The sequence below is a fragment of the Mesorhizobium bavaricum genome (assembly GCF_056781655.1).
The window spans coordinates 1,885,010-1,910,418 of the sequence record NZ_CM165566.1 but is presented as its reverse complement, the minus strand read 5'-3'; the positions used below and the strand labels follow the sequence as shown (position 1 = coordinate 1,910,418).

Annotated in this window: 23 protein-coding genes; 12 read left to right on the top strand and 11 right to left on the bottom strand. The window is 63.1% G+C overall.

The window, feature by feature from the left end:
- Together AC1RZR_RS09345 and AC1RZR_RS09340 are read left to right on the top strand one after the other, a co-directional pair.
- Entirely contained in the window at positions 1-2,289 is a 2,289-nt protein-coding gene (locus tag AC1RZR_RS09345; RefSeq protein ID WP_481828327.1) for an ABC transporter permease, read from the top strand.
- Positions 2,289-3,365 carry an ABC transporter ATP-binding protein gene (locus AC1RZR_RS09340; protein WP_481828326.1) on the top strand — a complete coding sequence of 359 codons (1,077 nt, stop codon included), beginning with the start codon at positions 2,289-2,291 and terminating at the stop codon, positions 3,363-3,365. Before AC1RZR_RS09345 ends, AC1RZR_RS09340 begins: the two co-directional genes overlap by 1 nt.
- Here AC1RZR_RS09340 and AC1RZR_RS09335 read toward each other — a convergent pair.
- The 5 genes from AC1RZR_RS09335 to ugpB all read right to left on the bottom strand — a co-directional run bounded on the left by AC1RZR_RS09335 (position 3,355) and on the right by ugpB (position 8,524).
- Complete coding sequence (locus AC1RZR_RS09335; RefSeq protein ID WP_477269681.1) at positions 3,355-4,131, bottom strand: inositol monophosphatase family protein; 777 nt, start codon at positions 4,129-4,131, stop codon at positions 3,355-3,357. The genes AC1RZR_RS09340 and AC1RZR_RS09335 overlap by 11 nt on opposite strands.
- A 199-nt stretch (positions 4,132-4,330) precedes the next feature.
- Complete coding sequence (locus AC1RZR_RS09330; protein ID WP_481828325.1) at positions 4,331-5,389, bottom strand: sn-glycerol-3-phosphate import ATP-binding protein UgpC; 1,059 nt, start codon at positions 5,387-5,389, stop codon at positions 4,331-4,333.
- A gap of 7 nt (positions 5,390-5,396) precedes the next feature.
- Complete coding sequence (gene ugpE, locus AC1RZR_RS09325) at positions 5,397-6,245, bottom strand: sn-glycerol-3-phosphate ABC transporter permease UgpE (protein WP_379103374.1); 849 nt, start codon at positions 6,243-6,245, stop codon at positions 5,397-5,399.
- Positions 6,246-6,254: 9 nt separating this feature from the next.
- Positions 6,255-7,139, bottom strand: a complete 885-nt coding sequence (ugpA, locus tag AC1RZR_RS09320; RefSeq protein ID WP_481829045.1) for a sn-glycerol-3-phosphate ABC transporter permease UgpA — start codon at positions 7,137-7,139, stop codon at positions 6,255-6,257.
- A 74-nt stretch (positions 7,140-7,213) separates the two neighbouring features.
- Positions 7,214-8,524: a sn-glycerol-3-phosphate ABC transporter substrate-binding protein UgpB gene (ugpB, locus tag AC1RZR_RS09315; RefSeq protein WP_481828324.1), complete on the bottom strand. Its 1,311-nt coding sequence runs from the start codon at positions 8,522-8,524 to the stop codon at positions 7,214-7,216.
- Between the two features lie 406 nt (positions 8,525-8,930).
- On the opposite strand from ugpB, the gene AC1RZR_RS09310 reads away from it, so the two are divergent.
- On the top strand, positions 8,931-11,369 hold the full coding sequence (locus AC1RZR_RS09310; protein ID WP_481828323.1) for a putative bifunctional diguanylate cyclase/phosphodiesterase: 2,439 nt from the start codon (positions 8,931-8,933) through the stop codon (positions 11,367-11,369).
- A 47-nt stretch (positions 11,370-11,416) separates the two neighbouring features.
- Here the strand turns inward: AC1RZR_RS09310 and tlpA are convergent, their stop codons facing one another.
- Positions 11,417-12,106, bottom strand: coding sequence for a thiol:disulfide interchange protein TlpA (tlpA, locus tag AC1RZR_RS09305; RefSeq protein ID WP_481828322.1), 690 nt, complete (start codon positions 12,104-12,106; stop codon positions 11,417-11,419).
- Between the two features lie 35 nt (positions 12,107-12,141).
- On the opposite strand from tlpA, the gene argH reads away from it, so the two are divergent.
- From argH to lysA, 3 genes are all read left to right on the top strand, one after another.
- Entirely contained in the window at positions 12,142-13,542 is a 1,401-nt protein-coding gene (argH, locus tag AC1RZR_RS09300) for an argininosuccinate lyase (RefSeq protein ID WP_481828321.1), read from the top strand.
- Positions 13,543-13,612: 70 nt separating this feature from the next.
- A complete protein-coding gene (locus AC1RZR_RS09295; protein ID WP_477269671.1) occupies positions 13,613-13,819 on the top strand; it encodes a hypothetical protein in 207 nt (68 codons plus the stop codon).
- A gap of 70 nt (positions 13,820-13,889) precedes the next feature.
- On the top strand, positions 13,890-15,158 hold the full coding sequence (gene lysA, locus AC1RZR_RS09290; RefSeq protein WP_481828320.1) for a diaminopimelate decarboxylase: 1,269 nt from the start codon (positions 13,890-13,892) through the stop codon (positions 15,156-15,158).
- A 35-nt stretch (positions 15,159-15,193) separates the two neighbouring features.
- Here lysA and AC1RZR_RS09285 read toward each other — a convergent pair whose 3' ends face one another.
- Positions 15,194-15,496: an ArsR/SmtB family transcription factor gene (locus tag AC1RZR_RS09285; protein ID WP_379023866.1), complete on the bottom strand. Its 303-nt coding sequence runs from the start codon at positions 15,494-15,496 to the stop codon at positions 15,194-15,196.
- Between the two features lie 49 nt (positions 15,497-15,545).
- On the opposite strand from AC1RZR_RS09285, the gene AC1RZR_RS09280 reads away from it, so the two are divergent.
- The 3 genes from AC1RZR_RS09280 to AC1RZR_RS09270 all read left to right on the top strand — a co-directional run bounded on the left by AC1RZR_RS09280 (position 15,546) and on the right by AC1RZR_RS09270 (position 19,624).
- Positions 15,546-16,487: a threonine/serine dehydratase gene (locus tag AC1RZR_RS09280; RefSeq protein WP_481828319.1), complete on the top strand. Its 942-nt coding sequence runs from the start codon at positions 15,546-15,548 to the stop codon at positions 16,485-16,487.
- A gap of 118 nt (positions 16,488-16,605) precedes the next feature.
- Positions 16,606-19,197, top strand: coding sequence for a TIGR02302 family protein (locus AC1RZR_RS09275; protein WP_481828318.1), 2,592 nt, complete (start codon positions 16,606-16,608; stop codon positions 19,195-19,197).
- Between the two features lie 55 nt (positions 19,198-19,252).
- Positions 19,253-19,624, top strand: coding sequence for a glyoxalase superfamily protein (locus tag AC1RZR_RS09270; RefSeq protein ID WP_477269662.1), 372 nt, complete (start codon positions 19,253-19,255; stop codon positions 19,622-19,624).
- 59 nt (positions 19,625-19,683) lie between these two features.
- Here AC1RZR_RS09270 and AC1RZR_RS09265 read toward each other — a convergent pair whose 3' ends face one another.
- Positions 19,684-20,547: a LysR family transcriptional regulator gene (locus AC1RZR_RS09265; RefSeq protein WP_481828317.1), complete on the bottom strand. Its 864-nt coding sequence runs from the start codon at positions 20,545-20,547 to the stop codon at positions 19,684-19,686.
- A gap of 200 nt (positions 20,548-20,747) precedes the next feature.
- Here AC1RZR_RS09265 and AC1RZR_RS09260 point away from each other — a divergent pair, with 200 nt between their 5' ends.
- Positions 20,748-21,695, top strand: coding sequence for a DMT family transporter (locus AC1RZR_RS09260; protein WP_481828316.1), 948 nt, complete (start codon positions 20,748-20,750; stop codon positions 21,693-21,695).
- Here the strand turns inward: AC1RZR_RS09260 and AC1RZR_RS09255 are convergent, their stop codons facing one another.
- From AC1RZR_RS09255 to AC1RZR_RS09245, 3 genes are all read right to left on the bottom strand, one after another.
- Positions 21,696-22,067, bottom strand: coding sequence for a response regulator (locus AC1RZR_RS09255; protein WP_481828315.1), 372 nt, complete (start codon positions 22,065-22,067; stop codon positions 21,696-21,698). It lies immediately after the preceding gene.
- Between the two features lie 183 nt (positions 22,068-22,250).
- Positions 22,251-22,793: a hypoxanthine phosphoribosyltransferase gene (gene hpt / locus AC1RZR_RS09250; RefSeq protein WP_379103400.1), complete on the bottom strand. Its 543-nt coding sequence runs from the start codon at positions 22,791-22,793 to the stop codon at positions 22,251-22,253.
- A 24-nt stretch (positions 22,794-22,817) separates the two neighbouring features.
- Entirely contained in the window at positions 22,818-23,462 is a 645-nt protein-coding gene (locus AC1RZR_RS09245) for a hypothetical protein (protein ID WP_477269653.1), read from the bottom strand.
- 192 nt (positions 23,463-23,654) lie between these two features.
- Between AC1RZR_RS09245 and ftsE the strand changes: the two genes are divergently transcribed.
- Together ftsE and AC1RZR_RS09235 are read left to right on the top strand one after the other, a co-directional pair.
- Positions 23,655-24,314, top strand: coding sequence for a cell division ATP-binding protein FtsE (gene ftsE / locus AC1RZR_RS09240; protein ID WP_010911739.1), 660 nt, complete (start codon positions 23,655-23,657; stop codon positions 24,312-24,314).
- A complete protein-coding gene (locus AC1RZR_RS09235) occupies positions 24,307-25,293 on the top strand; it encodes a cell division protein FtsX (RefSeq protein WP_477269651.1) in 987 nt (328 codons plus the stop codon). The genes ftsE and AC1RZR_RS09235 overlap by 8 nt, the downstream gene beginning before the upstream one ends.
- Positions 25,294-25,409: the final 116 nt, after the last annotated feature.

Sequence of the window (25,409 nt, the reverse complement as noted above, 5' to 3'; positions counted from 1 at the left end):
ATGCGCTTTCGCCAAACCCGCGGGCTACTTGAGCCGACCGCCATCCTTTGGATGGTGGTCGGTTGGGTGGGTTTTGCTTTGCTGCCATGGTACGGCATCGAAGACGGGTTCTTCGGCTTGTCATGGTTGCTCCACGGCTACCCGTTCGACAGCAAATTCGCACCAGCGCTGGTTCTGGTCCTCAAGGGCGAGAAAATGTGGCTGGCGCCGCTCGGTTTCCTGCTGGCAGCGCCGCTGCTTCTGTGGGGCCGCAACAAATCCGATCCGTTTTTCGGCCGGGCGCTGATCATTATCGGCGCTGCCGGTTTTAGCTGGCTTTTGTTCCAAGGCTTCGCCATCGGGTTGCGCGGCTGGCAGTTCAGCTGGTTGACCAGCCTGTTCGGGGATCTTGGCGACCGCCAGTTCGGCATGGGTTACGGCGCCCTGCTGGTGAGCAGCGCCTTTCTGTTCCTGCTCACCCTTGGCATTGCCGCGCGCGGTGCCGTCGGCGGTGACGTATTCGTCGTCAGTTCGATCGGGTTTGTCGTCGCGGTGGTTTCCATCTTCATCTTCATGCCGCTCCTGATGATGCTGGCCAACGCCATGCAGACCGACGACGGTGGCTATTCGCTTGTCGCGTTCCTGGCCAAACTGTTCAGTTCGCGTCTGTGGAGCCTGGCTTGTCTCGCCGGCGGCAGCCGCTGCGGCGTGGCCTGGAACTCGCTGCTGCTCGCCGTACTCGTCGGGCTACTAACCATGTTTCTGGGGCTGGTGTTCGCACTCGTTGTGACACGCACGGGTTTCCGCCACGGCAAGCTGCTGCGTGCGCTGACCGTGTTGCCGATCATCACGCCGGCCTTCGTCATCGGCCTTGCCATCATCCTGTTGTTCGGACTGTCGGGCACGGTGACCCAGAGCGTCGCCGGTGTCTTCGGCATCCAGCCAACACGCTGGGTATATGGCCTTCCCGGCCTGCTCATCGCCCAGGTTCTCGCCTTCACCCCGATCGCCTTCCTGGTCCTGATCGGCGTTGTCGAAGGCGTCAGCCCGTCGATGGAAGAGGCCTCACAGACACTCCGCGCCAGCCGCTGGCAGACCTTTTGGACCGTATCCTTGCCGCTCATGCGGCCAGGCCTCGCCAATGCCTTTCTGCTCGGCTTCATCGAAAGCATGGCAGACTTCGGCAACCCGCTGGTGCTGAGCGGCAACTACGACGTCCTGTCGACGGAAATCTTCTTCGCCATTGTCGGCGCGCAGAACGATGCGGCACTTGCGGCGATCCTGGCGCTGGTGCTGCTAGGCTTCACGCTTAGCGCCTTTTATGCACAGCGCTTCTGGATCGGCCGGCGTTCCTATACCACCGTCACCGGCAAGGGCGACGCAGGCGTCCATCCGCGCCTGCCGGATGGGCTGACACGCGCGCTCTATGTGATCGCCGGGCTGTGGACGGCGTTCACCGTGCTGGTCTACGCGGTCATCTTCTACGGCAGTTTTGTCCGGTTGTGGGGGGTCGATCAGAGCCTGACCCTGCAGCACTACAGGAAGGCGTTCTCCGTCGGCTGGAATGAATTCGGCATCCATTGGTCGGGGTCGGCGTGGAGTTCGTTCTGGACGACGATGGAGATCGCACTGATATCGGCGCCTCTGACCGCCGGGATAGGGCTTCTGACCGCCTATCTTCTCGTCCGCCAGAACTTCCGTGGCAAGAATGCCTTCGAATTCGCTACCATGCTGTCTTTCGCGATTCCAGGAACCGTCATTGGCGTCAGCTACATCATAGCCTTCAACGTGCCGCCGATCGAACTGACTGGAACCGGCATCATCCTCGTGCTGTCGTTCATCTTCCGCAACATGCCAGTCGGCGTACGCGCTGGTGTCGCCTCGATGTCGCAGATCGATCGCAGCCTGGATGAATCCTCGCTGACACTTGGCGCCAACTCCTGGCAGACCTTCAGACGCGTTATTCTGCCATTGCTGAGATCGGCAATGCTGGCGGCACTCGTCTATTCCTTCGTGCGCGCGATGACCGCGATCAGCGCCGTCATCTTCCTGGTCAGTGCGCGCTACGATCTTTCGACCAGCTACATCGTCGGACGTGTCGAGAACAATGAATACGGCATCGCCATCGCCTATTCGACGGTACTGATCGTCGTCATGCTGGTGGTCATCGGCCTGATGCAACTGGTCGTCGGCAGCCGCAATATCGGCCGGCGCGGTATCCAGAAGGGCGACGGCGGCTGGAGCGTGCGCACCAATGTCAGCCTGCCGGCAACGCCAGGCGGCCAGACGACAATAGCGGGAGCCGGGTGATGGCCGAAATTCGCGGCAACGCTGCCTCTGTGACCTTCGAGCATGTCACCAAGACTTATCCCGGCGCCAGCACGCCGGCGGTCAACGACATTTCACTTGCGATCGAGGCCGGGAAGCTGGTGACGCTTCTCGGACCCTCCGGTTGTGGCAAGACGACCACGCTGCGTATGATCGCCGGCCTGGAGATGCCATCCAGCGGCCGTATCCTGATCGGCGGCGACGATGTGACTCGGCTGCCGGCCACCGACCGCGACGTGTCCATGGTGTTCCAGTCCTATGCACTGTTCCCGCATATGACGGTGATAGAAAATGTCTCCTACGGGCTGCACTTCTCCGGCCATGACAAGAAGGAGGTCGCGTCCCGCGCCCGCGCCGGGCTGGAGCTGGTCGGCTTGACCGGTTTCGAGGCGCGCCTGCCCAGCGAACTGTCGGGTGGTCAGCAGCAGCGCGTGGCAGTGGCGCGCGCTCTGGTGCTCGAACCGCAAGTGTTGCTGTTCGACGAACCGCTTTCCAACCTCGACGCAAAGCTGCGCCGGCATGTGCGCGAGGAAATCAGGGAGATCCAGACCAAGCTCGGCCTGACCGTGGTCTATGTCACGCACGACCAGGAAGAGGCGCTGGCGGTTTCAGACCGCATCATCGTCATGAACAAGGCGGTGGTGGCGCAGGACGGTACGCCGCGCGAACTCTACGATGCGCCTGCCAACGCTTTCGTTGCCGACTTCATCGGCGAAGCCAACATCCTGGATTGCGAGGTGGTTTCGGTGCAAGGGGACGAAGCGGCCGTCCGGGTCGGTTCGCTTGCCTTGAAACTGCCTGCGCGTGGCCACCGGGCCGGCCCGGCGAAGCTAGCCGTCCGCCCGAGCCGCATCGAGATCGGCGCTGCCGGCACGCCGCAGACGATCGCAGGCACGCTCGCAAAGGTCACCTATGCCGGCAGCCATCTCGAATTGGTCGTTGCCACGGGGCTTGGCGACGTGTTCGTGTTGTCGCGCAACGTCGATGCGCCGTTTCAGGCGGGCGACAATGTCGGCATCGGCTTTCCGGAGCGCGGACCGGTTCTGATCAAAGCTTGAAGGGTTCGATGCAAAGGTCGCGAATCTGGGCGAACACACCGTTGCCGGCGCAGATCACCAGCGTACCCTTCTCCAGAACGGTTCTCGGGTCCGGCTTCACGATCGTGCCGCCGGCTTCTTCCACCAAGAGCATGCCGGCCAGGCAATCCCACGCGTTCATGTGCTCTTCGACATAGCCGAGCAACCTGCCGGCAGCGACATAGGCGAGCATCAGCGCACCCGAAGCGTTGCGGAAAAACACGCCGCCTTCGGCAATCAGGGAGCGGATGAGCATAACGATATTTTGCATCTCGGCGCGGTTGGAGACGCCGGTGCCGACGGACCCTTCGGTCAGGCTGGTGACGACACTTGCCCTGATTGGCTTGCCGTTGAGAAACGCACCACTGCCCTTGCGGCAATGGAAGGTCTCGCCGGTAGAGGGCTCGTGGATGACGCCGACGACGGTATCACCATCTTTGGCGCAGGCGATGACCACGCACCAGGCTGGAATGCCACGCACGAAATTCGCCGTGCCGTCGATCGGATCGATCACCCAGACATGCCCGGTCGACCCGATGACCGAGGCATGTTCCTCGCCGACAATGCCATCGTCCGGATAGGCAGCTTTCATCGCGGCGCGGATGAACAGCTCGACCTCACGGTCGGCCTGCGAAACCATGTCCTGATGGCCCTTGCTCTCGATGGTAAGGCTGTCGAGATCGCGAAAATATTTCAGGCCGATCTCGCCGGCGCGCTGCGCGAGATCGATGGCGAAATGTTCACGCACTCTGGTTTCGGGCGGCATATAGTCCCTGGCATAGATAAAGGCTAAAGATGGTCCAGGAAGAGAAGCTTAGCGGTCAAAACGAGGGTCTGCAAATGACTCGTGGGCCTGTTTGCCGGGCCACCTGTCAGGCGCCTCCCTCTCTCGCTGCGGCCGTTGCGAAGGGGGGTGCTCGTATTTTGGCCGCCGATTGTCGTCCGGGCTACAAGCGTCTTCCTGTCCCGTCGAACCAGTGAAGTTTCTCAGCCTTGGCCACGACGCGCAACTGGTCGCCGGGCTTGGCTGTTGCACGGCCGGCAACACGCACGACGATGCGGTTGCCGCCTGCCGCACAGTGAAGGAAGCTTTCGGCTCCCACCGGTTCCACCGCCTCGACCATGGCCGGCAGGATGAGCGCGCCGGACGTTGCCTCGGCACCGAAGGTGACGTCGGCATCCTCGGGGCGGAAGCCGAGCGTGACGGCGTTCGCAGGCGCAAAGTCAATCGTCTTGCCATCAGTCAGTGCCGGGCCAGCCGGCCCTTGCGAAAGGGGCAGAAGATTCATCGGCGGCGCGCCAATGAAGGAGGCGACGAAGGTCGAGGCCGGCTTCTCGTAAATGTCGAGTGGCGCGCCCGTCTGCTCGACCAATCCGCCATTCATGACGACGAGGATATCGGCCAAGGTCATCGCCTCCAGTTGGTCGTGGGTGACATAGACCGAGGTGACACCGAGCGAGCGCTGCAAATTCTTGATTTCGACCCGCATCTGGCCGCGCAATTTGGCATCGAGGTTGGAGAGCGGCTCGTCGAACAGGAAGACTTTCGGATTGCGCACGATGGCGCGGCCCATGGCGACACGCTGGCGCTGACCGCCGGAAAGCTCGCGCGGGCGCCGGTCAAGCAGCGCGGAAAGCTCCAGCACCCTGGCAGTCGAGCGAACCCTGCTGTCGATCTCGTCCTTGGGCGTACCGCGATTGCGCAGCCCGTAGGCCATGTTGTCGTAGACCTTCATATGCGGATAGAGCGCATAGTTCTGGAACACCATAGCGATGTCGCGCTCGGTCGGGCCGATCGTGTTGACGATCTTGCCGTCGATAGCGACAGTGCCGGAAGAAATGGTCTCCAACCCGGCGATTATCCTCAAAAGCGTGGACTTGCCGCAGCCGGATGGCCCAACCAGCACGCAGAGCTCCTTGTCGGGAATGCCGATGGAGACGCCCTTCACGGCCTCGACGCCGCCGGGATAGACCTTCTTCACATCCTTCAGATCAACGGTCGCCATTGGCTTCTCACTTTTCGGAATCGACCAGTCCGCGCACGAACCAGCGCTGCATCAGCACCACGACCAGGATCGGTGGCACGATGGCCAGCATCGCGGTGACCATGACCAGATGCCACTGGGTGTCGGCATCGGCGAAGGACACCATCTTCCTCAGCGCGATGACGATGGTGTTCATGTCGTTGCTGTTGGTGACGAGCAGCGGCCACAGATATTGCGTCCAGCCATAGATGAAGAGGATGACGAACAGCGCCGCGATGTTGGTGCGCGACAGCGGCAACAGGATATCGAAGAAGAACCGCCATGGCCCGGCGCCGTCGACACGCGCCGCCTCGACCAGTTCGCCCGGAATGGTCATGAAGAACTGACGGAACAACAGCGTTGCGGTGGCCGAGGCGATCAGCGGGATGATCAGGCCGGCATAGGTGTCGATCATACCGAGATCGACCATCACCTTGTAGGTCGGCAGGATGCGCACCTCAACGGGAAGCATCAGGGTGATGAAGATCAGCCAGAAGAAGACCATCCGCAGCGGAAAACGGAAGAACACAATCGCATAGGCCGACAGGATCGAGATGAAAATCTTCCCCACCGCGATGCCGAGCGCCATGATCGTGGTGTTGAGCAGCAATCGACCGACGCTGACGCCGCCGATGCGGCCGACACCGCCGAACAGTGCCTCGCTGTAATTGTTCCAGAACTGGTCGCCGGGCAAGAGCGGCAATGGCGGCTTGAGGATGGTTTGCAGCGTCTGCGTGGAGGCGACGAAGGTGTAGTAGATCGGGAAAGCGACGATCAGTATGCCGAGGATGAGCACCGCGTGGGCGATGACGGTGCGGAGCGGGGACTGGCCGATCATTGCTCGCCCTCAGCCATAGTGGACTTTGCGTTCCACATAGCGGAACTGGATGGCCGTGAGCGAGATGACGATGACCATCAGGATGACCGACTGCGCCGCCGAATCGCCCAGGATCAGATTGACGAAACCGTCATTGTAGACCTTGTAGACCAGCGTCTCGGTCGTCTTTCCCGGCCCGCCGCCGGTGACTGCATGGACGATGCCGAAGGTGTCGAACAGGGCATAGACGGTGTTTACGACCAGCAGGAAAAAGGTCGTCGGCGCAAGCAGCGGGAAGACGATGGTCCAGAAGCGCTTGGTCTCCCCGGCACCGTCCATGGCCGCCGCCTCGATCAGCGTCTTCGGCACCGCTTGCAGTCCGGCGACGAAGAACAGGAAATTGTAGCTGATCTGCTTCCAGGCAGCTGCAGACACCAGCAGGATCATGGCGTGGTTGCCGTTGAGCAACGGGTCCCAGTCGATACCAAGGCCTCTCAAGGCGTAGGCCAGCGAACCGATCGATGGGTTGAACAGGAACAGCCACAACATGCCGGCAATCGCCGGCGCCACCGCATACGGCCAGATCATCAGCGTGCGATAGAGTCCTTTGCCCCGCACCACCTTCTCGGCCATGACGGCAACCAGCAGTGCCACCCCCATGGCGACGATCGCGGTCGCCAGCGAAAACACCACCGTGACCTTGATCGAATTGAGGTAGGCCGGGTCGGCCAGCACCTTTCGGAAATTGGCAAGCCCGACGAACTTGCTCTTCAGTCCGAACGGGTCTTCTCTGAGCATCGATTGGTAGAGCGCCTGACCGGTCGGCCAGTAGAAAAAGATCAGCGTAATGGCGAGTTGCGGCGCCACCAGCAGGTAAGGCAGGGTCTTGTTGGGAAAGGCGACGCGTGGAGACAGGGTGATTTCCCTCGCTATTCAGGAAATCGTCCACGCGAGTCTGCGTGGACGAGATTTAACTGAGACAAATCGCTTCAGTTCCCGATCGCTTCCTGGATCGCCTTGTTGCCGCGTGCCACCGCGTTGTCGAGCGCCTGCTGGGCAGTCTGCTGACCGGCCAGCATCTTCTCGAACTCCTCGTTCTCGATGTCGCGCACCTGCGGCAGGTTGACAAGGCGCACGCCCTTCGAATTCTCAGTCGGCGCCTTGCCCAGCATCTGCAGGATCGGCGTCTCACGACCCGGGTTCTTGTCATAGAAGCCGGACTTCTTGGTGGCCTCATAGGCAGCGAGCGTCACCGGCAGATAACCCGACTTCTGATGCAGATATTCCTGCACTTCGGTCTTGGACAGGTAGGCGAAGAATGTTGCAACGCCCTTGTATTCCTCGTCCGATTTGTTGCCGAACACCCACAGGCTGGCGCCGCCCGGCGTGGTGTTCTGGGGTGCGCCCTTGGCGTCGCTATCATAGGGAAGCTGGCCGATGCCATAGTTCATGCCTGACTTGGCAATGTCACCAAGGCCACCCGACGATTCGGTGAAGATGCCGCATTCGCCGGCAAGAAAGATCTGCTTGGCTTCGGAGGTGCGGCCGCCATATTTGAAAGTGCCGTCCTTGGCCAGGTCGGCGATCGCTTGGAAATGGTTGACGAAGATCGGCGCATTGATCTTGAGATCGACGTCGGTGCCGGCAAGTCCGTTCTGGTTGGTGCCATAGGAAACGTCGTTCCAAGCAGCGAAGGCCTCAAGGTGGATCCAGGTCAACCAGGTCGAGGTATAGCCGCAGGAGGCTGCGCCGCTCGCCTTGATCTTCTTGGCGTCTTCCCACACCTCGTTCCACGTCTTCGGCGGGTTGTTCACATCAAGCCCCGCCTTCTGGAAGATGTCCTTATTGTAGTAGAGGATCGGCGACGAGGAGTTATACGGGAAGGACAGCATGGTGCCGTCCGGCTTCGAATAATAGCCGACGATGCCGGGCAAATACTGGCTCTTGTCGAAGGTCATGCCGGCGCTGGTCAGCACTTCGGCCACCGGCTTGATCGCGCCTTCGGCGGCCATCATGACGCCGGTACCCACATCGAACACCTGGATGATGTCGGGCGCTTGACCCGCACGAAAGGCAGCAATGCCGGCATTTAGCGTCTCGGGATAAGTACCCTTGAATACAGGAAGGATTTCATAGTCGCTCTGGCTGGCATTGAAATCCTTGGCGATCTTGTCGACCACCTCGGCATTGGCACCGGTCATGGCATGCCACCAACTGATCTGGGTGACGGCGAAAGCGGAGGTGGTGGAAAGCATGGTCAAGGTGGCGGCAACACCGGCCGCGAAGCCGAACAACTTCATGTTTCATCTCCCGTTTGTCATTGGCGAAAGGGGCACTCCCGCAAAGGCAATATGTGTCGGCCATGACAATCGGACAACGGTTTTATTGCTGTTTTGTGAACTTCATACCCGGCTAAACTAGCGTTCCCTCGGGCCGGAAAGACCACGGACAGAAAATACCAAGCCGGCTCAGCGATCAAATGAGCATGGTAGAGCTGTCGACGACCGCCGACCGCTTTGCGCTCAGCCTGATGGGCCCATTGCCGCCTCGACCAGCCGCCTGGCATAGCGTGACGAGCCGCCCTACCCTGGAAAGCACGCCAGGGTTGCAGGGTACTTAATCGATCCTTCAACGGCCAAGCGCTAATCAATCACCATCATATTATCATATTGCCTTCTTCATTTCCGATAGATCAGGTTAGAGAAGATGCTGACGGTCTACAATTGTATCGTCAACGAACACGATCTGAGACTGGTCGCGCTCGCCGCGTTGATCTGCGGGATATCGTCCTTTTCTGCCGTCAACCTGCTTCACCACGTCGGCAGATCGACAAATCGAAACCGGCTTGCCTGGTTGATGATTGCGGCGGCGTCGACCGGCTTTGGTATCTGGGCAACGCATTTCATCGCCATGCTTGCGTTCACGCCGGGAATACCCAACGCATACAACCCGGAACTCTCCGCGCTCTCGCTTGCCGCCGCCGTCGTCCTGACCGCCGGCGGCATGTGGGTCGCCACATTGCGCAACGGGCTCGACCATTATCTCGTCGGCGGCGCCATTCTTGGCGGTGGCATCGCCACCATGCACTACATCGGCATGGCGGCATTCGAGGTGCAGGGCCGGATTGAATGGAACCCTCTGCTGGTGGCGGTCTCCTTGCTGGCGGGGGTAACGCTTGCCGCCCTGGCACTCGTTGTTGTCCTGCGTCGCCCATCGCTGTCTGCGACACTGGGCGGCGCGGTGCTGTTGACGCTGGCGATCTGCACCTTGCATTTCATCGCGATGGGCGCGGTGTCGATCGTCCCGGATTCCTCGATCGAGATATCGCCATACACGATCGAGCCCACTTCGCAGGCCTTTGCCGTAGCGGCCGCCAGCCTGGTGATCCTCATTCTCTCGGGCACGGCACTTTGGATCGATCTGCGCTTCCGCCGCCAGAAGCTCGAGGCCGACCGCATGCACGGTCTGGCCAACGCCGCCGTGGAGGGGCTGATCGTCTGCGACGGCAACCGCATCATCAGCGCCAATGACAGCATGGCGAAGCTGACGGGCATGGCAACCGTGACGCTGAACGAGATGCAGCTTGACGACCTCTTCGGGTCCGATATGTCCGGCTTCGGCGAGCAGCCGCATGAGGCCGAATTGCGCGGCCACGACGGCACGGGCATTCCCGTCGAGCTGATCGCCAGGACCATTGACTACTGTGGCAAACCTCACAACGTGATTGCAGTCCGCGACATTCGCGAGCGCAAGAAGGCGGAACAGGAGATCCTGCGCCTTGCCCATTTCGATCCATTGACCGGACTTGCCAATCGCCGCAGCTTTTCCAGCCGGCTCGAAATGGAAATCGTTACGATGGGCCGGGTCAGGAAAAGCGGCCACCTGGCGCTTCTGCTGCTCGATCTCGACCGGTTCAAGGAGGTCAACGATTTGTACGGGCACGGCGCCGGCGACGCCATGCTGCAGAAGGTTGCGCATTGCGTCACCGGCATTCTTCGTCAAGGACAGATGGTTGCGCGGCTGGGCGGCGACGAATTCGCCATCATCGCCCCAAACCTGACCGACCCGTTGGAGGCCGGCCGCATCGCCAACGCCGTGCTGAACGCGATGCGCGAGGAAAACAGGCTGTCAGTCGGCGGCGGCCTCGTGTCAGCCAGTATCGGCATCGCGCTTTATCCATCGGATGCCGAAAACCAGGCCAGCCTGATAACCCACGCCGATACCGCACTCTATCGGGCCAAGACCGAAGGCAAGGACACATACCGGTATTTCGAGGCCTCGATGGGGGCCGAGGCCCGCGACAAACGCGTGATGGAGCACGAACTGCGCCAGGCCGTCGCGCGCAAGGAGTTTTATCTCGTCTACCAGCCGCAGAAGGAGATCAGCAGCGGAAAGATGGTCGGCTTCGAAGCCCTGATCCGCTGGCGGCATCCAACGCGCGGCGACGTGCCCCCGACGATATTCATTCCGGTGGCCGAAGACAGCGGAGCCATCGGCCAGATTGGCGAATGGGTGCTGACGGCGGCCTGCGAGGAAGCCGCCCGCTGGGAAAATCCACTGACGGTGGCCGTCAACGTCTCGGCGGTGCAGCTTCACAATCCGAATTTCAGCCGCAAGGTCCACGAGACACTGCTGAATTCCGGTCTTGCGCCGGGCAGGCTGGAGCTGGAGATCACCGAGACCGCGCTGGTGAAGGATATGCCGCGCGCGCTGGCGACCTTGCGGCAGGTCAAGGCGCTGGGCGTGCGCGTGGCCATGGACGATTTCGGAACCGGCTATTCCTCGCTTTCCAACCTTCGTGCCTTTCCCTTCGACAAGATCAAGATCGATGGCTCCTTCATCAAATCCGTCGACAAGAACGGTCAGGTCGCGGCAATCGTGCGCGCCGTTCTGGGGCTTGGTCGCGGCCTCGGCCTGCCGGTTCTGGCGGAGGGTGTCGAGACGCTCGGCGAACTGAAATTCCTCGATGCCGAAGCCTGCGAGATCGGCCAGGGCTACTATATCGGCAGGCCCGGCCTCATCGAGGAATTCGGCGACCTGACCGGTGTCGTCGCACCCAGGGTCGGCAATGACGCCGCCGGCGAGCGCGACAGAAGCGTCCTGGCCTTCGCACCCGCGCCTGCACTCGGTCTGAACAGGGCCTAAGGCGGTTCAGTGTTTGAAGCGCACCACCCGTTTAGACGCGCCGCGCTTTAGAGGCTTTCGGGCTTGAGCGCCGTCTCGACCAGCCGCTTGGCGTCCGGCCCCGACCATTCGGCCGGGCCATTCATATGGGCGATCAGGCAGCCCTCGCCGTCGATCAGCATGGTGACGGGAAGACCAAGCGCCAGGCCGCGCGTCTTGAGGTCGTTGAACAGCGTCATCGTCGAATCTCGGTAGTAGCCGAGCGTCTCGACGCCGGTCTCGCTGAGGAACTTCTTCGGCTTCACATCGTCGCCGGCATCGACATTGACGGCGATCACCTGAAAGGCATCGCTGCCCTTTTCCTTCTGCAGCGCATCGAGCGCCGGCATTTCGGCACGGCACGGCGCGCACCACGTCGCCCACAGATTGAGCAGCACCGTCTTGCCGGCATGATCGGCGAGCGTCATCGGCTTGCCGTCCGGACCGTTGAAGGCGAGCGCCTTCAACGATTGCGGCGGATCGGCCGGCAACAGCGCGGCAACCTCGCCAGTCGCCGAGGCCGCGATCTTCTTGGCGCGGTCGCTCTTGGCGGCACAGGCGACATCGTCCTTGCTGTCGCCGATGGCCACTTGTGCCGGTGCGTTGTTGCCAGACCGGCTCTCGCTGACATATACCGCGACCGCGCCGGCCAGCACGCCCGCCACCAAAGCGGTGAGGATCAGGCGCGGGGCCGGGAAGAATCTATTACCGTCTGCCATTTTCTCAAAACTGCTCCGAAGCACGGGTTATAGCGATGAGCGACAAGAAGACCAGCAACCAGATGTGGGGTGGACGTTTTGCCTCGGGTCCGGCCGCGATCATGGAAGCGATCAACGCGTCGATCTCGTTCGACCGCAAACTCTATGCGCAGGACATCCGAGGCTCGATCGCCCATAGCGAGATGCTGGCGCAAACGGGCATTATTTCGGCGGCCGATCAAGAAAAGATCGCTCACGGGCTGAACACGATTCTGAAAGAGATCGAAGCCGGCACGTTCGAGTTCTCGACCCGGCTGGAAGACATCCATATGAATATCGAGGCTCGCCTCGCCGACCTGATCGGACCTGCAGCGGGCCGGCTGCACACCGCCCGCTCGCGCAACGACCAGGTCGCGGTCGACCTGAGGCTGTGGGTCAAGGACGAGTGTTTTCGCGTCGCCGAGGCGTTGAAAGGGCTGATCGCGGCGCTGCTGGCGCGGGCCGAGGAGCATGCGGCGACGGTGATGCCCGGCTTTACCCATATGCAGGCGGCGCAACCGGTGACCTTCGGCCATCACTGCATGGCCTATGTCGAGATGTTTTCGCGCGACCTCTCGCGCGTCCGCGACGCGATCGAACGGATGGACGAAAGCCCGCTCGGTGCCGCGGCACTCGCCGGCACCAGCTTCCCGATCGACCGCCACCAGACGGCCAAGGCGCTCGGCTTCCGCGAGCCAATGCGCAATTCGCTGGACAGCGTTTCGGACCGCGATTTCGCGCTGGAGTTCCTCGCTCTTGCCGCGATCTGCGCCACGCATTTGTCGCGGCTCGCCGAGGAGATCATCATCTGGTCGACGCCGCAATTCGGCTTCGTCAGACTGTCGGACAGCTTTTCCACCGGCTCGTCGATCATGCCGCAGAAGAAGAACCCCGATGCCGCCGAACTGGTGCGCGGCAAGACCGGCCGCGTCACCGGCCATCTGGTCGGCCTGCTGACGGTGATGAAGGGCATGCCGCTGACCTATGGCAAGGACATGCAGGAAGACAAGGAATCGGTGTTCGATGCCGCCGAGACGCTTGACCTGATGCTGGCGGCGATGACCGGCATGGTCTCGGACATGACGATCAACGCTGCGGCGATGAAAAAGGCCGCCGGCTCCGGCCACGCGACCGCCACCGACCTTGCCGACTGGCTGGTGCGCACGCTCGGACTGCCGTTCCGTGAGGCACATCACGTCACTGGCCGGGCGGTGGCGCTGGCCGAAGAGAAGAAGGTGGGGCTGGAGAGGCTTTCGCTGGAAGACCTGCAGTCGATCAATCCCGGCATCACAGGGGATATATTTTCGGTGCTGGCGGTGCAGAACTCGGTCAAGAGCCGCACCAGTTTCGGCGGCACCGCGCCGTCGGAAGTCAGGAAGCAGATTCGCGGCTGGAAAAAGCGCATCGCAAAGGCGTGAACCCGGGGTGCAATACGCTGAGAACTCGGCTAAAAGCGGCGGCTGGAAAAAGTTTCGGACGGATGGATCGATGACCGGAAGCAGGATTTTGGTGACGCTGACGCTGCTGGTGGCGATTGCGGCCGTCTCGGCTTGCGGCAGGAGGGGCGGTCTCGACACGCCCTATGAGGCAGCCGTCCAGGCGCGCAAGGATGCCTCGAAGGCGCACCAGCCTGTGCCGCCGGAGCCGGAAAAACCGGTTCAGGACAAGAAGTTCTTCCTCGACCCACTGATCTAGCGCCGATGAGACCGCGGGGAGTCTTTCCAAACCCGGTCCCATCGTGCTCCAACTTTCCGGAACCACTCTCGTGAACCATTTCGACTACCGCGACGGCGTGCTGCATGCCGAGGACGTCGCGATCCCTGATATCGCCGCACAGGTCGGCACGCCGTTCTACTGCTATTCGACGGCCACCCTGACCAGGCACTACCGGGTGTTTGCCCAGGCCTTCGCCGGGCTCGACGCGCTGGTCTGCTACGCCATGAAGGCCAATTCCAACCAGGCAGTGCTGCGGACGCTGGCCAGGCTCGGTGCCGGTGCCGACGTGGTGTCGGAAGGCGAATTGCGCCGGGCGCTGGCCGCCGGCATCCCGGCAAGCAAGATCCTGTTTTCCGGTGTCGGCAAGACCGCGCGCGAAATGGACTTCGCCCTCGCCGCCGGCATCCTTTGCTTCAATGTCGAATCCGAACCTGAACTGGAGCTGCTGTCGGCGCGTGCCGCGGCACTTGGCAAGGTGGCGCCGATCTCGCTGCGCATCAATCCCGATGTCGACGCCAAGACCCACAAGAAGATCTCCACCGGCAAGGCCGAGAACAAGTTCGGCATCCCGTGGCAGCGGGCGCGCCAGGTCTATGCCCGGGCCGCAAAGGTTCCGGGTCTGAAGGTCACCGGCATCGACACCCATATCGGCAGCCAGATCACCGAGCTGCAGCCCTTTGACGACGCCTTCGCCCTGCTTGTCGATCTGGTCGGCGCATTGCGCGCCGATGGCCATGCCATCGAGCATGTCGATCTCGGCGGCGGCCTCGGCATCCCCTACCGCGTCGACAACAACCCGCCACCCCTGCCCGATGCCTATGCCCACATCGTCAGGAAGCATGTCACCAAGCTTGGGCTCAAGGTGATGTTCGAGCCCGGCCGGCTGATCGTCGGCAATGCCGGCATCCTCGTCTCCGAAGTGATCTTCGTGAAAGAGGGCGACGCCAAGAATTTCCTTGTCGTAGACGCCGCCATGAACGATCTGATCCGGCCAACGCTCTACGATGCCTTCCACGACATTCGGGCGGTGGTGCAGCCGCCGGCCGACACGCCGCGCATGCTGGTCGACGTCGTCGGCCCGGTCTGCGAAACCGGTGACTATATCGGCCTCGACCGTGACCTGCCCAGGCTGAAGGCCGGCGACATGATCGCCGTTTCTACCGCCGGCGCCTATGGCGCTGTGCAGGCCGGGACCTACAACACCCGCCTGCTGGTGCCCGAGGTGCTGGTCGACGGTGACCGGTTCCACATCGTGCGTCCGCGCCTGACCTATGACGATCTGATCGGGCTGGATTCGGTACCCGACTGGCTCGCATAGACGCCTGCCCGGGCCACAACGCCCGGACAGCGACCCTACAGCCGGTTCTGGATGAGCGCCCTCGTGTCGGCGATCCTGTCCTCGTCGCGGCGGTAGAACGTCCACTGCTTGATGCGCTTGGCACGCAGCAGGCCGGCCTGGGTGAGCACGCGCATGTGCTCGCTGAGCGTGGCCTGTGTGATGCCGAGCTTCTCGGCGATCAGCAGCGCGCAAACGCCATCCTCGACCAGATCGCCGTCGGCCTGGCGTGGGAAATGCGCGCGCGGATCCTTCAGCCAGTCGAGGATTTGCAACCTGCGTTCGCTCGCGATCGCCTTGAAGACATCAACCTCTTGCATTTAGCCATTTTGCCAAGTTACTAATTGCTGTCAATCCCGGGAGACGTCGATGGTCAACGGCAACACGATCACACGCGAACGCATTGCCGCGATGGAACCGCGCATTCGGCCCTATGTGCGCCACACACCGGTGTTGGGCGTCGACATGGCCGATTTCGACCGGCCGCCGCTGGCGATCGACCTGAAGCTCGAATGCCTGCAGCATTCCGGCTCGTTCAAGGCGCGCGGCGCCTTCACCAATCTTCTGGAGAGAGCGGTTCCCAAGGCCGGCGTCGTCGCTGCATCGGGTGGCAATCACGGCGCCGCAGTCGCTTATGCCGCCATGCGGCTCGGTCACAAGGCGACCATCTTCGTTCCTGAAGTGAGCCCGCCCGCCAAGCTGGAGCGGATCCGTTCCTACGGCGCCGAACTGGTTGTCGGTGGCGCCCGCTATGCCGAGGCGCTGGCCGCCAGCGAACGTTTCGCCGAGGAAACCGGCGCCTTGCAGATACATGCTTTCAACCAGGAGGAAACGCTGGTCGGCCAGGGCACGCTCGGGCTCGAGATAGAGCGCGACCTGCCGCAGATCGACACGCTGCTGGTCGCCGTCGGCGGCGGCGGCCTGATCGGCGGCGTCGCCGCCTGGTTCGCCGGCCGCATCCGCATCATCGCCGTCGAACCGGAGGGGGCACCGACGCTTTACCGCGCCTTCGAGGCCGGCCAACCCGTCGACGCGCCGGCCGAAGGGATCGCCGCCGATTCGCTGGCGCCAAAGCGCGTCGGTGAAATGATGTTCCCGATTGCCGAAGCCTTTGTCGAACGTTCGATCCTGGTCAGCGACGACGACATCATCGCTGCCCAGAAGGCGCTGTGGAACCGGGTCCGCATCATCTCCGAACCGGGTGGTGCCGCCGCTTTCGCGGCTGTGCTGTCCGGACGCTATGCGCCAGCACCGGGCGAACGCATCGCCGTGCTGGTCTGCGGCGCGAATGCAAACCCCGCGACGTTCTGACTGCAACCGTCACACGGCCGGCTTCACGTTTTTTCAAACTGCCTCGCCTTTGCCGTGTTTGCTGGTATTCTTCGAGTCGTGAGGCTTGGGCTATCCTGCCCGCCCCATGGAAGGGCCGATGACGGAACGACCCACCTTCAGCAGCGATCGCGGCCTGGCCGGGCGCCTTGCCTTGAGCCGGCTGGCGACGCGGGTCTCGATGACGGTCGAACGCGGCTGGCCGTTGCTGCTTCCGCTCGTTATCGTCGCCAGCCTGTTCCTCAGCGTCTCCTGGCTCGGCATTTTCTCTCGGTTGCCGGACGTGGCGCGCATCGGCCTGGTCGCCGCATTCGGCGTGGCGGCGCTGGCGGCACTCTATCCGCTGCGTTTCTTCCGGATACCCGGCGCGGCCGAGGTCGACCGCCGGATCGAAGCGGCCAATGAATTGTTGCACAGTCCGGTGCTGGTGCAGACCGACCGGCCAAGCGGCAGGGAAAGCAGCTTCTCGCAGGCGCTGTGGCGCGAGCACCAGAAGCGCATGGCCGGAAAGCTCGACAGCCTTGGCGCCGACCTGCCGCGCACACACGTGCCGGAGCGCGATCCCTGGGGGCTGCGCGCGGTGGCGGCACTTCTGCTCGTCACCGCCTTTGCCTTCTCCTTCGGGCCGTCGGGCGGCAGGATAGGCGACGGGTTCAGCGCCCATGGCGCGCAAGATATCGTGCCGCCGCGCGTCGACGCCTGGGTGACGCCGCCAGCCTACACCGGCAAGCCGCCGATCTTCCTGACGGCCGACGCCAACCAGACGACGCCGACCTTCACCGTTCCCGAAGGCAGCGACGTGTCGCTGCGCGTGACCGGCGGCTCGGGCGAGGAAACGCTTGCCTTTGCCGACAAGAATGGCAATTCCCGCGCCATCGATCCGGCCAGCCCGCAGGCCGCCGCCACGGCCAAGCCGGCGGCAAGCCCGGCGACGCCGTCCAAGGTGCGCCAGTTCACCGGCAAGCTGACCGGCGACGGCACGCTGACGCTGACGTCAGGCGAGAATTCGCTCGGCCGTTGGGCCTTCGCGGTCATGCCGGACAAGCCGCCGCAGATCCGCTTCGTCGGCGAGCCGAAGCGCGCCGCCAACGGCGCCTTCGAACTCAACTACCAGATCGATGACGACTATGGCGCCGCCAATGCCAAAGCGGTTTTCGCGCTCGCCGATCCACAGGCGCCCAATGCGCATCCGCTCTATGGTCCGCCTGAAATGCCGCTGTCGCTGCCGCGCCGCGGCGGCAAGTCGAACGCCGCCAGGACGTCGAAGGATCTGACCGAGCATGTCTGGGCCGGCGACAGCATCAAGCTGACGCTCGTCGCCACCGACGATGCCGGGCACACCGCGTCGAGCGAGACCAAGACGCTGCTGATGCCGCAGCGGCCATTCGCCAATCCGCTGGCGCGGGCGGTGATCGAGCAGCGCCGCCTGCTGGCGCTCGACGCCAACGCCAAGCCGCGCGTGCTCGGCCTGATGGACGCGATCACGCTGCGGCCCGAGGACACGTTCGACAACATGTCTCACTACCTCGCCATCATGAGCGCCCGCAGCCGGCTGAAGATGGCTACCACCGACGACCAGCTGCGCAGCGAAGTGTCCTATCTCTGGGAGATCGCGCTCGGCATCGAGGAGGGCAATCTCTCGGCCGCGGAAAAGCGACTGCGCCAGGCGCAGCAGGCACTGCAGGACGCCATCAAGAACGGCGCCAGCGACGCGGAAATCGAAAAGGCGATGAAGGAACTGCGCGAGGCGATGAACCAGTTCCTGCAGGAATTCGCGGAACGCGCCAAGCAGAATCCCAACGCCCCGCAGATGCAGCAGAACGGCCAGGAACTGCGCCAGAGCGATATCGACCGCATGATGGACCAGATCGAGAACCTGGCGAAGTCGGGCGATCGCGACAAGGCGCAGCAATTGCTGTCGCAACTGCAGGACATGATGAACAACCTGCAGGCCGGCCGTCAGCAGCAAGGCGGCCAGCAGGACAGCGAGATGCGCCAGCAGATGGACAAGCTCGGCGAGATCCTGCGGCGCCAGCAGGAGATGATGAACGACACATTCCGCATGGACCAGATGCAGCGCGGCGAGCGCCAGCGCGGACAGAACCGCGAAGAGCAGCTCGGCCAGGACGGTGAGCAAGGTCAATCGGGCGAAAACGGCAAGTCCGGCGAGGATGGCCAGCCGAAGCCGATGACACCTCAGGAATTCGCCGATGCGCTGAAACAGCTGCAGCAGGGCCAGGGCCAGCTGAAAAGCGACCTCGAGCAGCTGAAGAAGGGGCTCGAAGGCATGGGCATGGAGCCCAATGAGGGATTCGGCGAGGCCGGCAAGTCCATGGGCAATGCCGAACAGGCGCTCGGCGAAGGCGAAGGCGATCAGGCGGTCGGCCACCAGGGCCGGGCGCTGGAGGCGCTGCGCAAGGGCGCCAAGGACATGATGAAGCAGTTGCAGGCGATGCAGGGCGACCAGGGCGGCAGCGAGCAAGGCGGCCGCCAGCAGAACGCCGATCGTGACCCGCTCGGGCGGCCACGCGCCAGCCAGGGTCCCGACTTCGGCGATTCGGTGAAGGTGCCTGACGAGATCGACGTGCAGCGTGCCCGCCAGATTCTGGAAGCGATCCGCAAGCGGCTTGGCAATGCGCTCAGCCCCGACATCGAGCGCAGCTATCTGGAACGGCTGCTGGAGCTGAAATAGGAATCGCCGCGCCGCGTCCAACCCCATCCGAAGACACTCGAACGGTTGCAACACCATGCCGACACTTGGCACTGTCACGCCCATCCTCCGCATCTTCGATATCGCCAAGGCACGTGAATTCTATGTCGGCTTCCTCGGCTTCGAGGTCCAATGGGAGCATCGCTTCGACGACAACGCGCCGCTTTACATGGCGGCCGGCCGCGACGGGTGTGTGCTGCATCTCAGCGAGCACCACGGCGATGGCGCGCCTGGCGTTGCCGTGCGCATCAAGGTCGAGGACATCGCAGCATTTCATCGCGAACTGATCGGCAAGAACTACCGCTTCGCCAGGCCCGGCCTGGAAGAGACGCCGTGGAAATCCCGCGAGGTGTCGGTCGCCGATCCGTTCGGCAACCGGCTACATTTCTACGAGGATGCCGGAGGCTGAGTCTTTGTCTTGTGCATGTCGTTATCCCAAAACCGCGGCACACTTTTGGGCGACATGCACTAACCCAGCCTGTTGACGAACGCCTCGCGAATTGCCTCCTGCATGCCATCGATCGCCTCGCCCGAGGCATTCGGGTTGCGGTGCATCACCACATTCGAGGAATCGATGTCGCCGAACCCATCGGCGGACGTCAGTTCGCGACAGCCAGCAGGGATGTTGCTGCGTGAGATCGGCGCGATGGCCAGCCCGGAGGTGACGGCGAGCTTGAGGCCGCCGGTGGTGTCGCTCGTATAGGCGACACGATAGGCAAGGCCGCGCTGCTCCAGCGATTTGATCGCGAAGTCCTTGCACCAGCCCGCCCGGTTGTAGAGCGCGATCGGCACCGGCCGCTCCTCATGCATGTGGTGCAGGGTCGATGTCACCCACACGGTCGGATCGTGCATCAGCACTTCGCCGCCGGCAGGATCCTGCCATTCGAAAACCACGCAGAGATCGAGTTCGCCGGCGGCGAGGGCCGCCACCTGCGCCCCAGAATGCGCATAGCGCACGGTGACTTCGACCTGTGTGTGGCGCTTCGAAAAAGCGCCGAGCGCACGTGACAGGATGGCGTGGCCATATTCCTCCGGGATGCCGATGCGCACCGGCCCGCCCAGCGGCGCTGCCGCCATCGTCGCCGCCGTCTCGTCGAGCAGCGAGACGATGCGGCGGGCGTTGACGATGAGTTCGCCGCCGCGCCGCGTCAGCGCGACGCCGCGCGAACCGCGCTCGAAAAGGCTGTCGCCGATCAGGTCCTCGAGCTTCTTCATCTGCATCGATACGGCTGACTGGGTGCGGCCGGCCTGCTCCGCCGCCCTGGTGAAATTGCCGGCTTCGGCAACGGCGACGAAGGTCCGCAGGAGGTCGCTGTCGAGGTTCGGCCGCATGAAATCCGCCATAAGGGAATTTGATTGCTGATATCATTCCAATTCGTTTGCAACATGTCAAACGCCGGACGATAGTCGCCTCTCCCATTGGATATGCGGCTGCGAAATCGGCCGCGGACCAATTCGAAGAGTCCTCACTCATGCCCGCTGCCCGAAACGGTGGCGGGTTCTTTTTCGCTTGCAGGGAGCCTGGACGGCAGATGCGGAATCGGATGGTGCTTGGCATCCTGAGCCTGTGCCTTGGCGTGCTGGTTTTCTCGCTGCAGGATCCCCTCGTCAAAGCCGTATCGAGCGGCTATCCGGTGACCGAAGTGATGGCCATCCGCTCGATCGTTGCCTTGCCGATCCTGGTTGTACTCGTCCACGCCGATGTCGGCTTGCCAGCGATCCTGTCGAAGCGATTCGGCATGCTGACGATGCGCGCCTTCATCCAGTTCACCTCCTATACGGTGTATTATCTGGCCATCGCCGCCTTGCCGCTGGCCGACGCGGTGGCGCTCTATTTCATGGCGCCGCTGTTCATCATGGTGCTGGCCGGGCCGTATCTTGGCGAGCGCGTCTCCTGGCAGACGATGGCGACCGTGCTGATCGGGCTGTTCGGCGTCCTCGTGATGTTGCGCCCCGGCGCCGGGTTGTTCGACTGGGCGGCGCTGCTGTCACTGGGCTCGGCGGCGCTCTACGGCTTTTCGCAGCTGATGGCCCGCAAGATCGGCGATACCGAATCGTCGACCGTCATGGCCTTCTATCAAAATGGCGCCTACCTGGTTGGCGCGGCCGTGGTTGCCGGCGCATTTCATCTTGCCGGCATTACCCACGCCGTCCACCCGAGCCTGGAATTCCTGGTGCGGCCCTGGCTGTCGCCGACGCTGCCCGATTTTCTCAAGATGGCGGCCTGCGGTTTCGTCGCCTCCGCCGGCATGATCCTGCTGTCGCAGGCCTACCGGATGGCACCGGCCAACCGCGTTGCCACTTTCGAATACACCGGCATTCTGTGGTCGCCGCTGTGGGGTTTTCTGTTCTTCGCCGAGGTGCCCAGGTCGACCACCGTGATCGGCGCGGCCCTCATCATCGGCGCCGGCCTGCTCGCCCTCAACTCCGAACGCCGCAAGAGCGCTCCGCCCGTGCTCGCTGCCACCGATCCGGCCTGATCAGGCGAAGCAGATAAGCGCCCGTTCGACGCGTGAGCGGATTTCGGCCAGCGTAAACGGCTTCTGCACGACATCGAGGATTACGCCGTTCAACTCCTCGGCGCGCTCGCGCTGGTCGGCATAGCCGGTCATCAGCATGATCTTCATCGACGGGAAGAGTGCCGCCGCCGCAATCGCCATCTCGATGCCGTCCATCTCCGGCATACGGATGTCGGAGATGACGAGATCGTAGCGGCCAAGCGCGGCCCGGATCAGCGAAAGCCCCTGCGCGCCGTCCGCGGCGACGTCGATTGTGTGCCCGGCACGTTCAAGCGCGCGGGCGGCCAGGGTGCGGACGGACTCATCGTCCTCGACGATCAGAAGCTTTGCCATGGCCGCCATATTTGGCGGCGAAAAGTTGACTTTTCCTGAAGGCGCTAGGCCTTTTCAGAATTCGCACCGGCGAGTCAAATGGCGTGGTTTTCGAGAACCGGAGCGAAGCGACCATTCGGGTCCGTGAGCACCGGAATCACAGAAAGCCGCGTCAGGTGGCCGGTGTAGAATTATCAAAGGGCCTCACACATCACCTTTGACGACGCCGACGAACGGCAACTCACGAAAGGCATGGGCGACATCCATGCCGTAGCCGACGACGAAATAGTCGGGACAGTCGAAGCCGACATAGTCGGCGTTGAGCGCGGTCTGGCGGCGCATGCGCTTGTCGAGCAGCACTGCAATAGCGCAGCTCCTGGCGCCGCGCGACAGCATCAGGTCGCGGGTGAAGCTCAGCGTCTTGCCCGATTCGAGAATGTCGTCGATTAGCAGCACGTCGCGCCCGGCGACCTCATTGTCGATGTCGCGCAGCACCCTCACCTCGCCGCTGGTGGTGCCGGCGCCATAGCTGGAAATGAAGATGAACTCGACCTCGGGGGACAGCCCGACATCATGCATGGCGCGGATCAGGTCGGCGGCGAAGATGAACGAGCCCTTCAGCACCGAAATCACCAGCAGGTCGTGATAGTCGTGCTCGGCGATCTCCTTGGCGAGTTCGAGATTGCGCCGTGCGATCGCCGATGCCGAAAACAGGACTTCGATGTCCTTGCCGCGTACGATGGGCATTGGTGGTTGTTCCCCGGTGATCGCCTACTGCGCGAAAGTGACCGATACGGTCCTTACGCCGTTCTTAGGCACGTCGAGGCGGCTGGCAAAGCCGAATCTTTCGCCCGACGCCAGCGAACGGCCGGATGTCCCCAACGTATAGCGGGTCATGTGCCCATCATTGCCGGTCACCCGGATTTCGAGCGGCGGCAGCGGCGCCGGTTTCGCGCCGTCATTGGCCGCCTCGCCGTCGACGAACAGCACGGGATTCTGGCCCGAGGCGTCGACGCGTGACGTGACGCCGGAAATGCTCAGTGCCGACGCCTGCGCGCTGGACAGGAACGGCGCCTGGCGCACCAGCGCATGCCCGCCGGAGACCCAGAAGGCGGCCAAGGCGGCGCCAATCCCGGCAATCCAGAAAATCGGTCCGCCGCGCGAGGCCGGCGGCCGCTCCACCGGAGCCTCGGGCTTGCGCAGCATGTCCATGCCCTCGATGGACGGCGTGACGATCGCACGCGGCAGCGGCGAAACGCTTTCCGCGGCGGGGACAAGGCGTGGCATCACCACGTAGTCGGCATCGACGATATCGGCCGCCGGACCGCGCATGAACCGGTCCGCTGCGGCAATTGCCGCCGGATCGGTCATGATTTCGCCGGAAACCGGGCGCGCGGTTCGATCGTCAGCCATCATGGCACCAGCATTGCAGCACGTGTTCGCTTTTCGTTTCTTTTGCGTAAACACAAATGGTTAACGCTTCCCCACCGGAGCCCTCGTGACGAGCCGAAAGAGCCCAGAAATTAACCGCCGGTTAACCATGCCGGCCGATGGTCTTTTCCCAGAACAGGCTGGCTCACTGCAGCCGCGCATTTCAGGTCGTCGAAATTGATTCGCTTCGAAAATGTCGGCCTCCGCTATGGCATGGGTCCGGAAATCCTCCGCGACATTTCCTTGCACATCCCGGAGCGCTCCTTTCAGTTCCTGAGCGGGCCTTCGGGCGCCGGCAAGACGACATTGCTGCGCCTGCTGTTCATGTCGCTGAAGCCGACGCGCGGGCTGATCACCATCTTCGGCAAGGACCGTTCGCGCATCTCGCGCACCGAACTGCCGCATCTGAGGCGTCGCATCGGCGTGGTGTTCCAGGATTTTCGCTTGCTCGACCACATGACCACCTATGAAAACGTGGCCTTGCCGCTGCGCGTGCGCGGGCGCGAGGAGGCGAGCTACCGCACCGATGTCACCGAGCTGTTGAAATGGGTCGGGCTGGGCGAGCGCATGCATGTGCTGCCGCCGGTTCTGTCGGGCGGCGAGAAGCAGCGCGCCGCGATCGCGCGGGCGCTGATCGAGCAGCCGGAGATCCTGCTGGCCGACGAGCCGACCGGCAATGTCGATCCGCCGCTGGCGCGACGCCTGCTGCGGCTGTTCATCGAGCTCAATCGTCTCGGCACCGCCGTGGTGATCGCCACTCACGACCTTGGCCTGATGGAACAGGTCGACGCACGCCGCATGATCCTGGCCGGCGGAAGGCTGGATATCTATGACTGAGCTGTCCGCCGAACATCTTGAGGAACGGGAGCAGGACGCCGAGGCAAGACCGCGTGCCCAGCGCAGGATGGCACCGATCGTGCCGGCGCAGAACATCGCCGGCCGGGCGCTGGTGCTGGTCATCGCAATCATGACCTTCCTGTCCTGCCTGACTTTCGGCGCGGTGACGCTGGTGCGCGACACGGCCTCTGTCTGGGAGAACCAGATTTCGCGCGAGGCGACGATCCAGATCAAACCGGTCGACGGCCTCGACATGGAGGCAGCTCTTGCCCAGGCCTCGCAGATCGCCGGCGAATTCCCCGGCGTGAAGGCGACCCGGATCATCGATCGCGAGGCGACCGCGAGGCTCTTGGAGCCGTGGCTGGGCTCTGGCCTCAACATTGACGAGCTGCCGGTGCCGCGCCTGATCATCGTCACCATCGACGAGAGCAGCCCGCCTGATTTCGTCGCCATGCGCGCCGCGATCACCCCGAAATTGCCAAGTGCATCGCTCGACGATCACCGCACCTGGGTCGACCGGCTGGTGGCCATGGCCCGCACCACGGTGACCATCGGCATCGCCGTGCTGGCGCTGATGCTGTCGGCGACGGTGCTGACCGTGGTGTTCGCGACGCGCGGCGCCATGGCTGGCAATGGCCATATCATTGAGGTGCTGCATTTCGTCGGCGCCGAGGCGCGCTTCATTGCCCGCGAATTCCGCCGGCATTTCCTGGTCACCGGGATGAAGGGTGCCGCTGCCGGCGGAGCCGCCGCAGTGCTCGTGTTCATCGTCTTTTCCTGGTGGTCGTCGCGCAACATCGCGACGCCGCAGGCCGACCAGGCGACCGCCTTGTTCGGCAATTTCGCCATCGGCTCGGCCGGCTATCTCGGCGTCGTTCTCATGGTGCTGGTGATCGGCGGACTGACGGCCGCGACGTCCCATGCCACCGTTGTCGCCTATCTCAGTGATATCGACGTTCGCCAACCGGATGCCGGCTAATCCACGTCGCTCGAAAGCAGGACCAAGGTCGAAACAGTCAGATCGATACAGACAGGGTGATCACGGATGGAGAATTGGCGTAACGCAAATTGCGTCTTTCAACTACCCAAGACCGC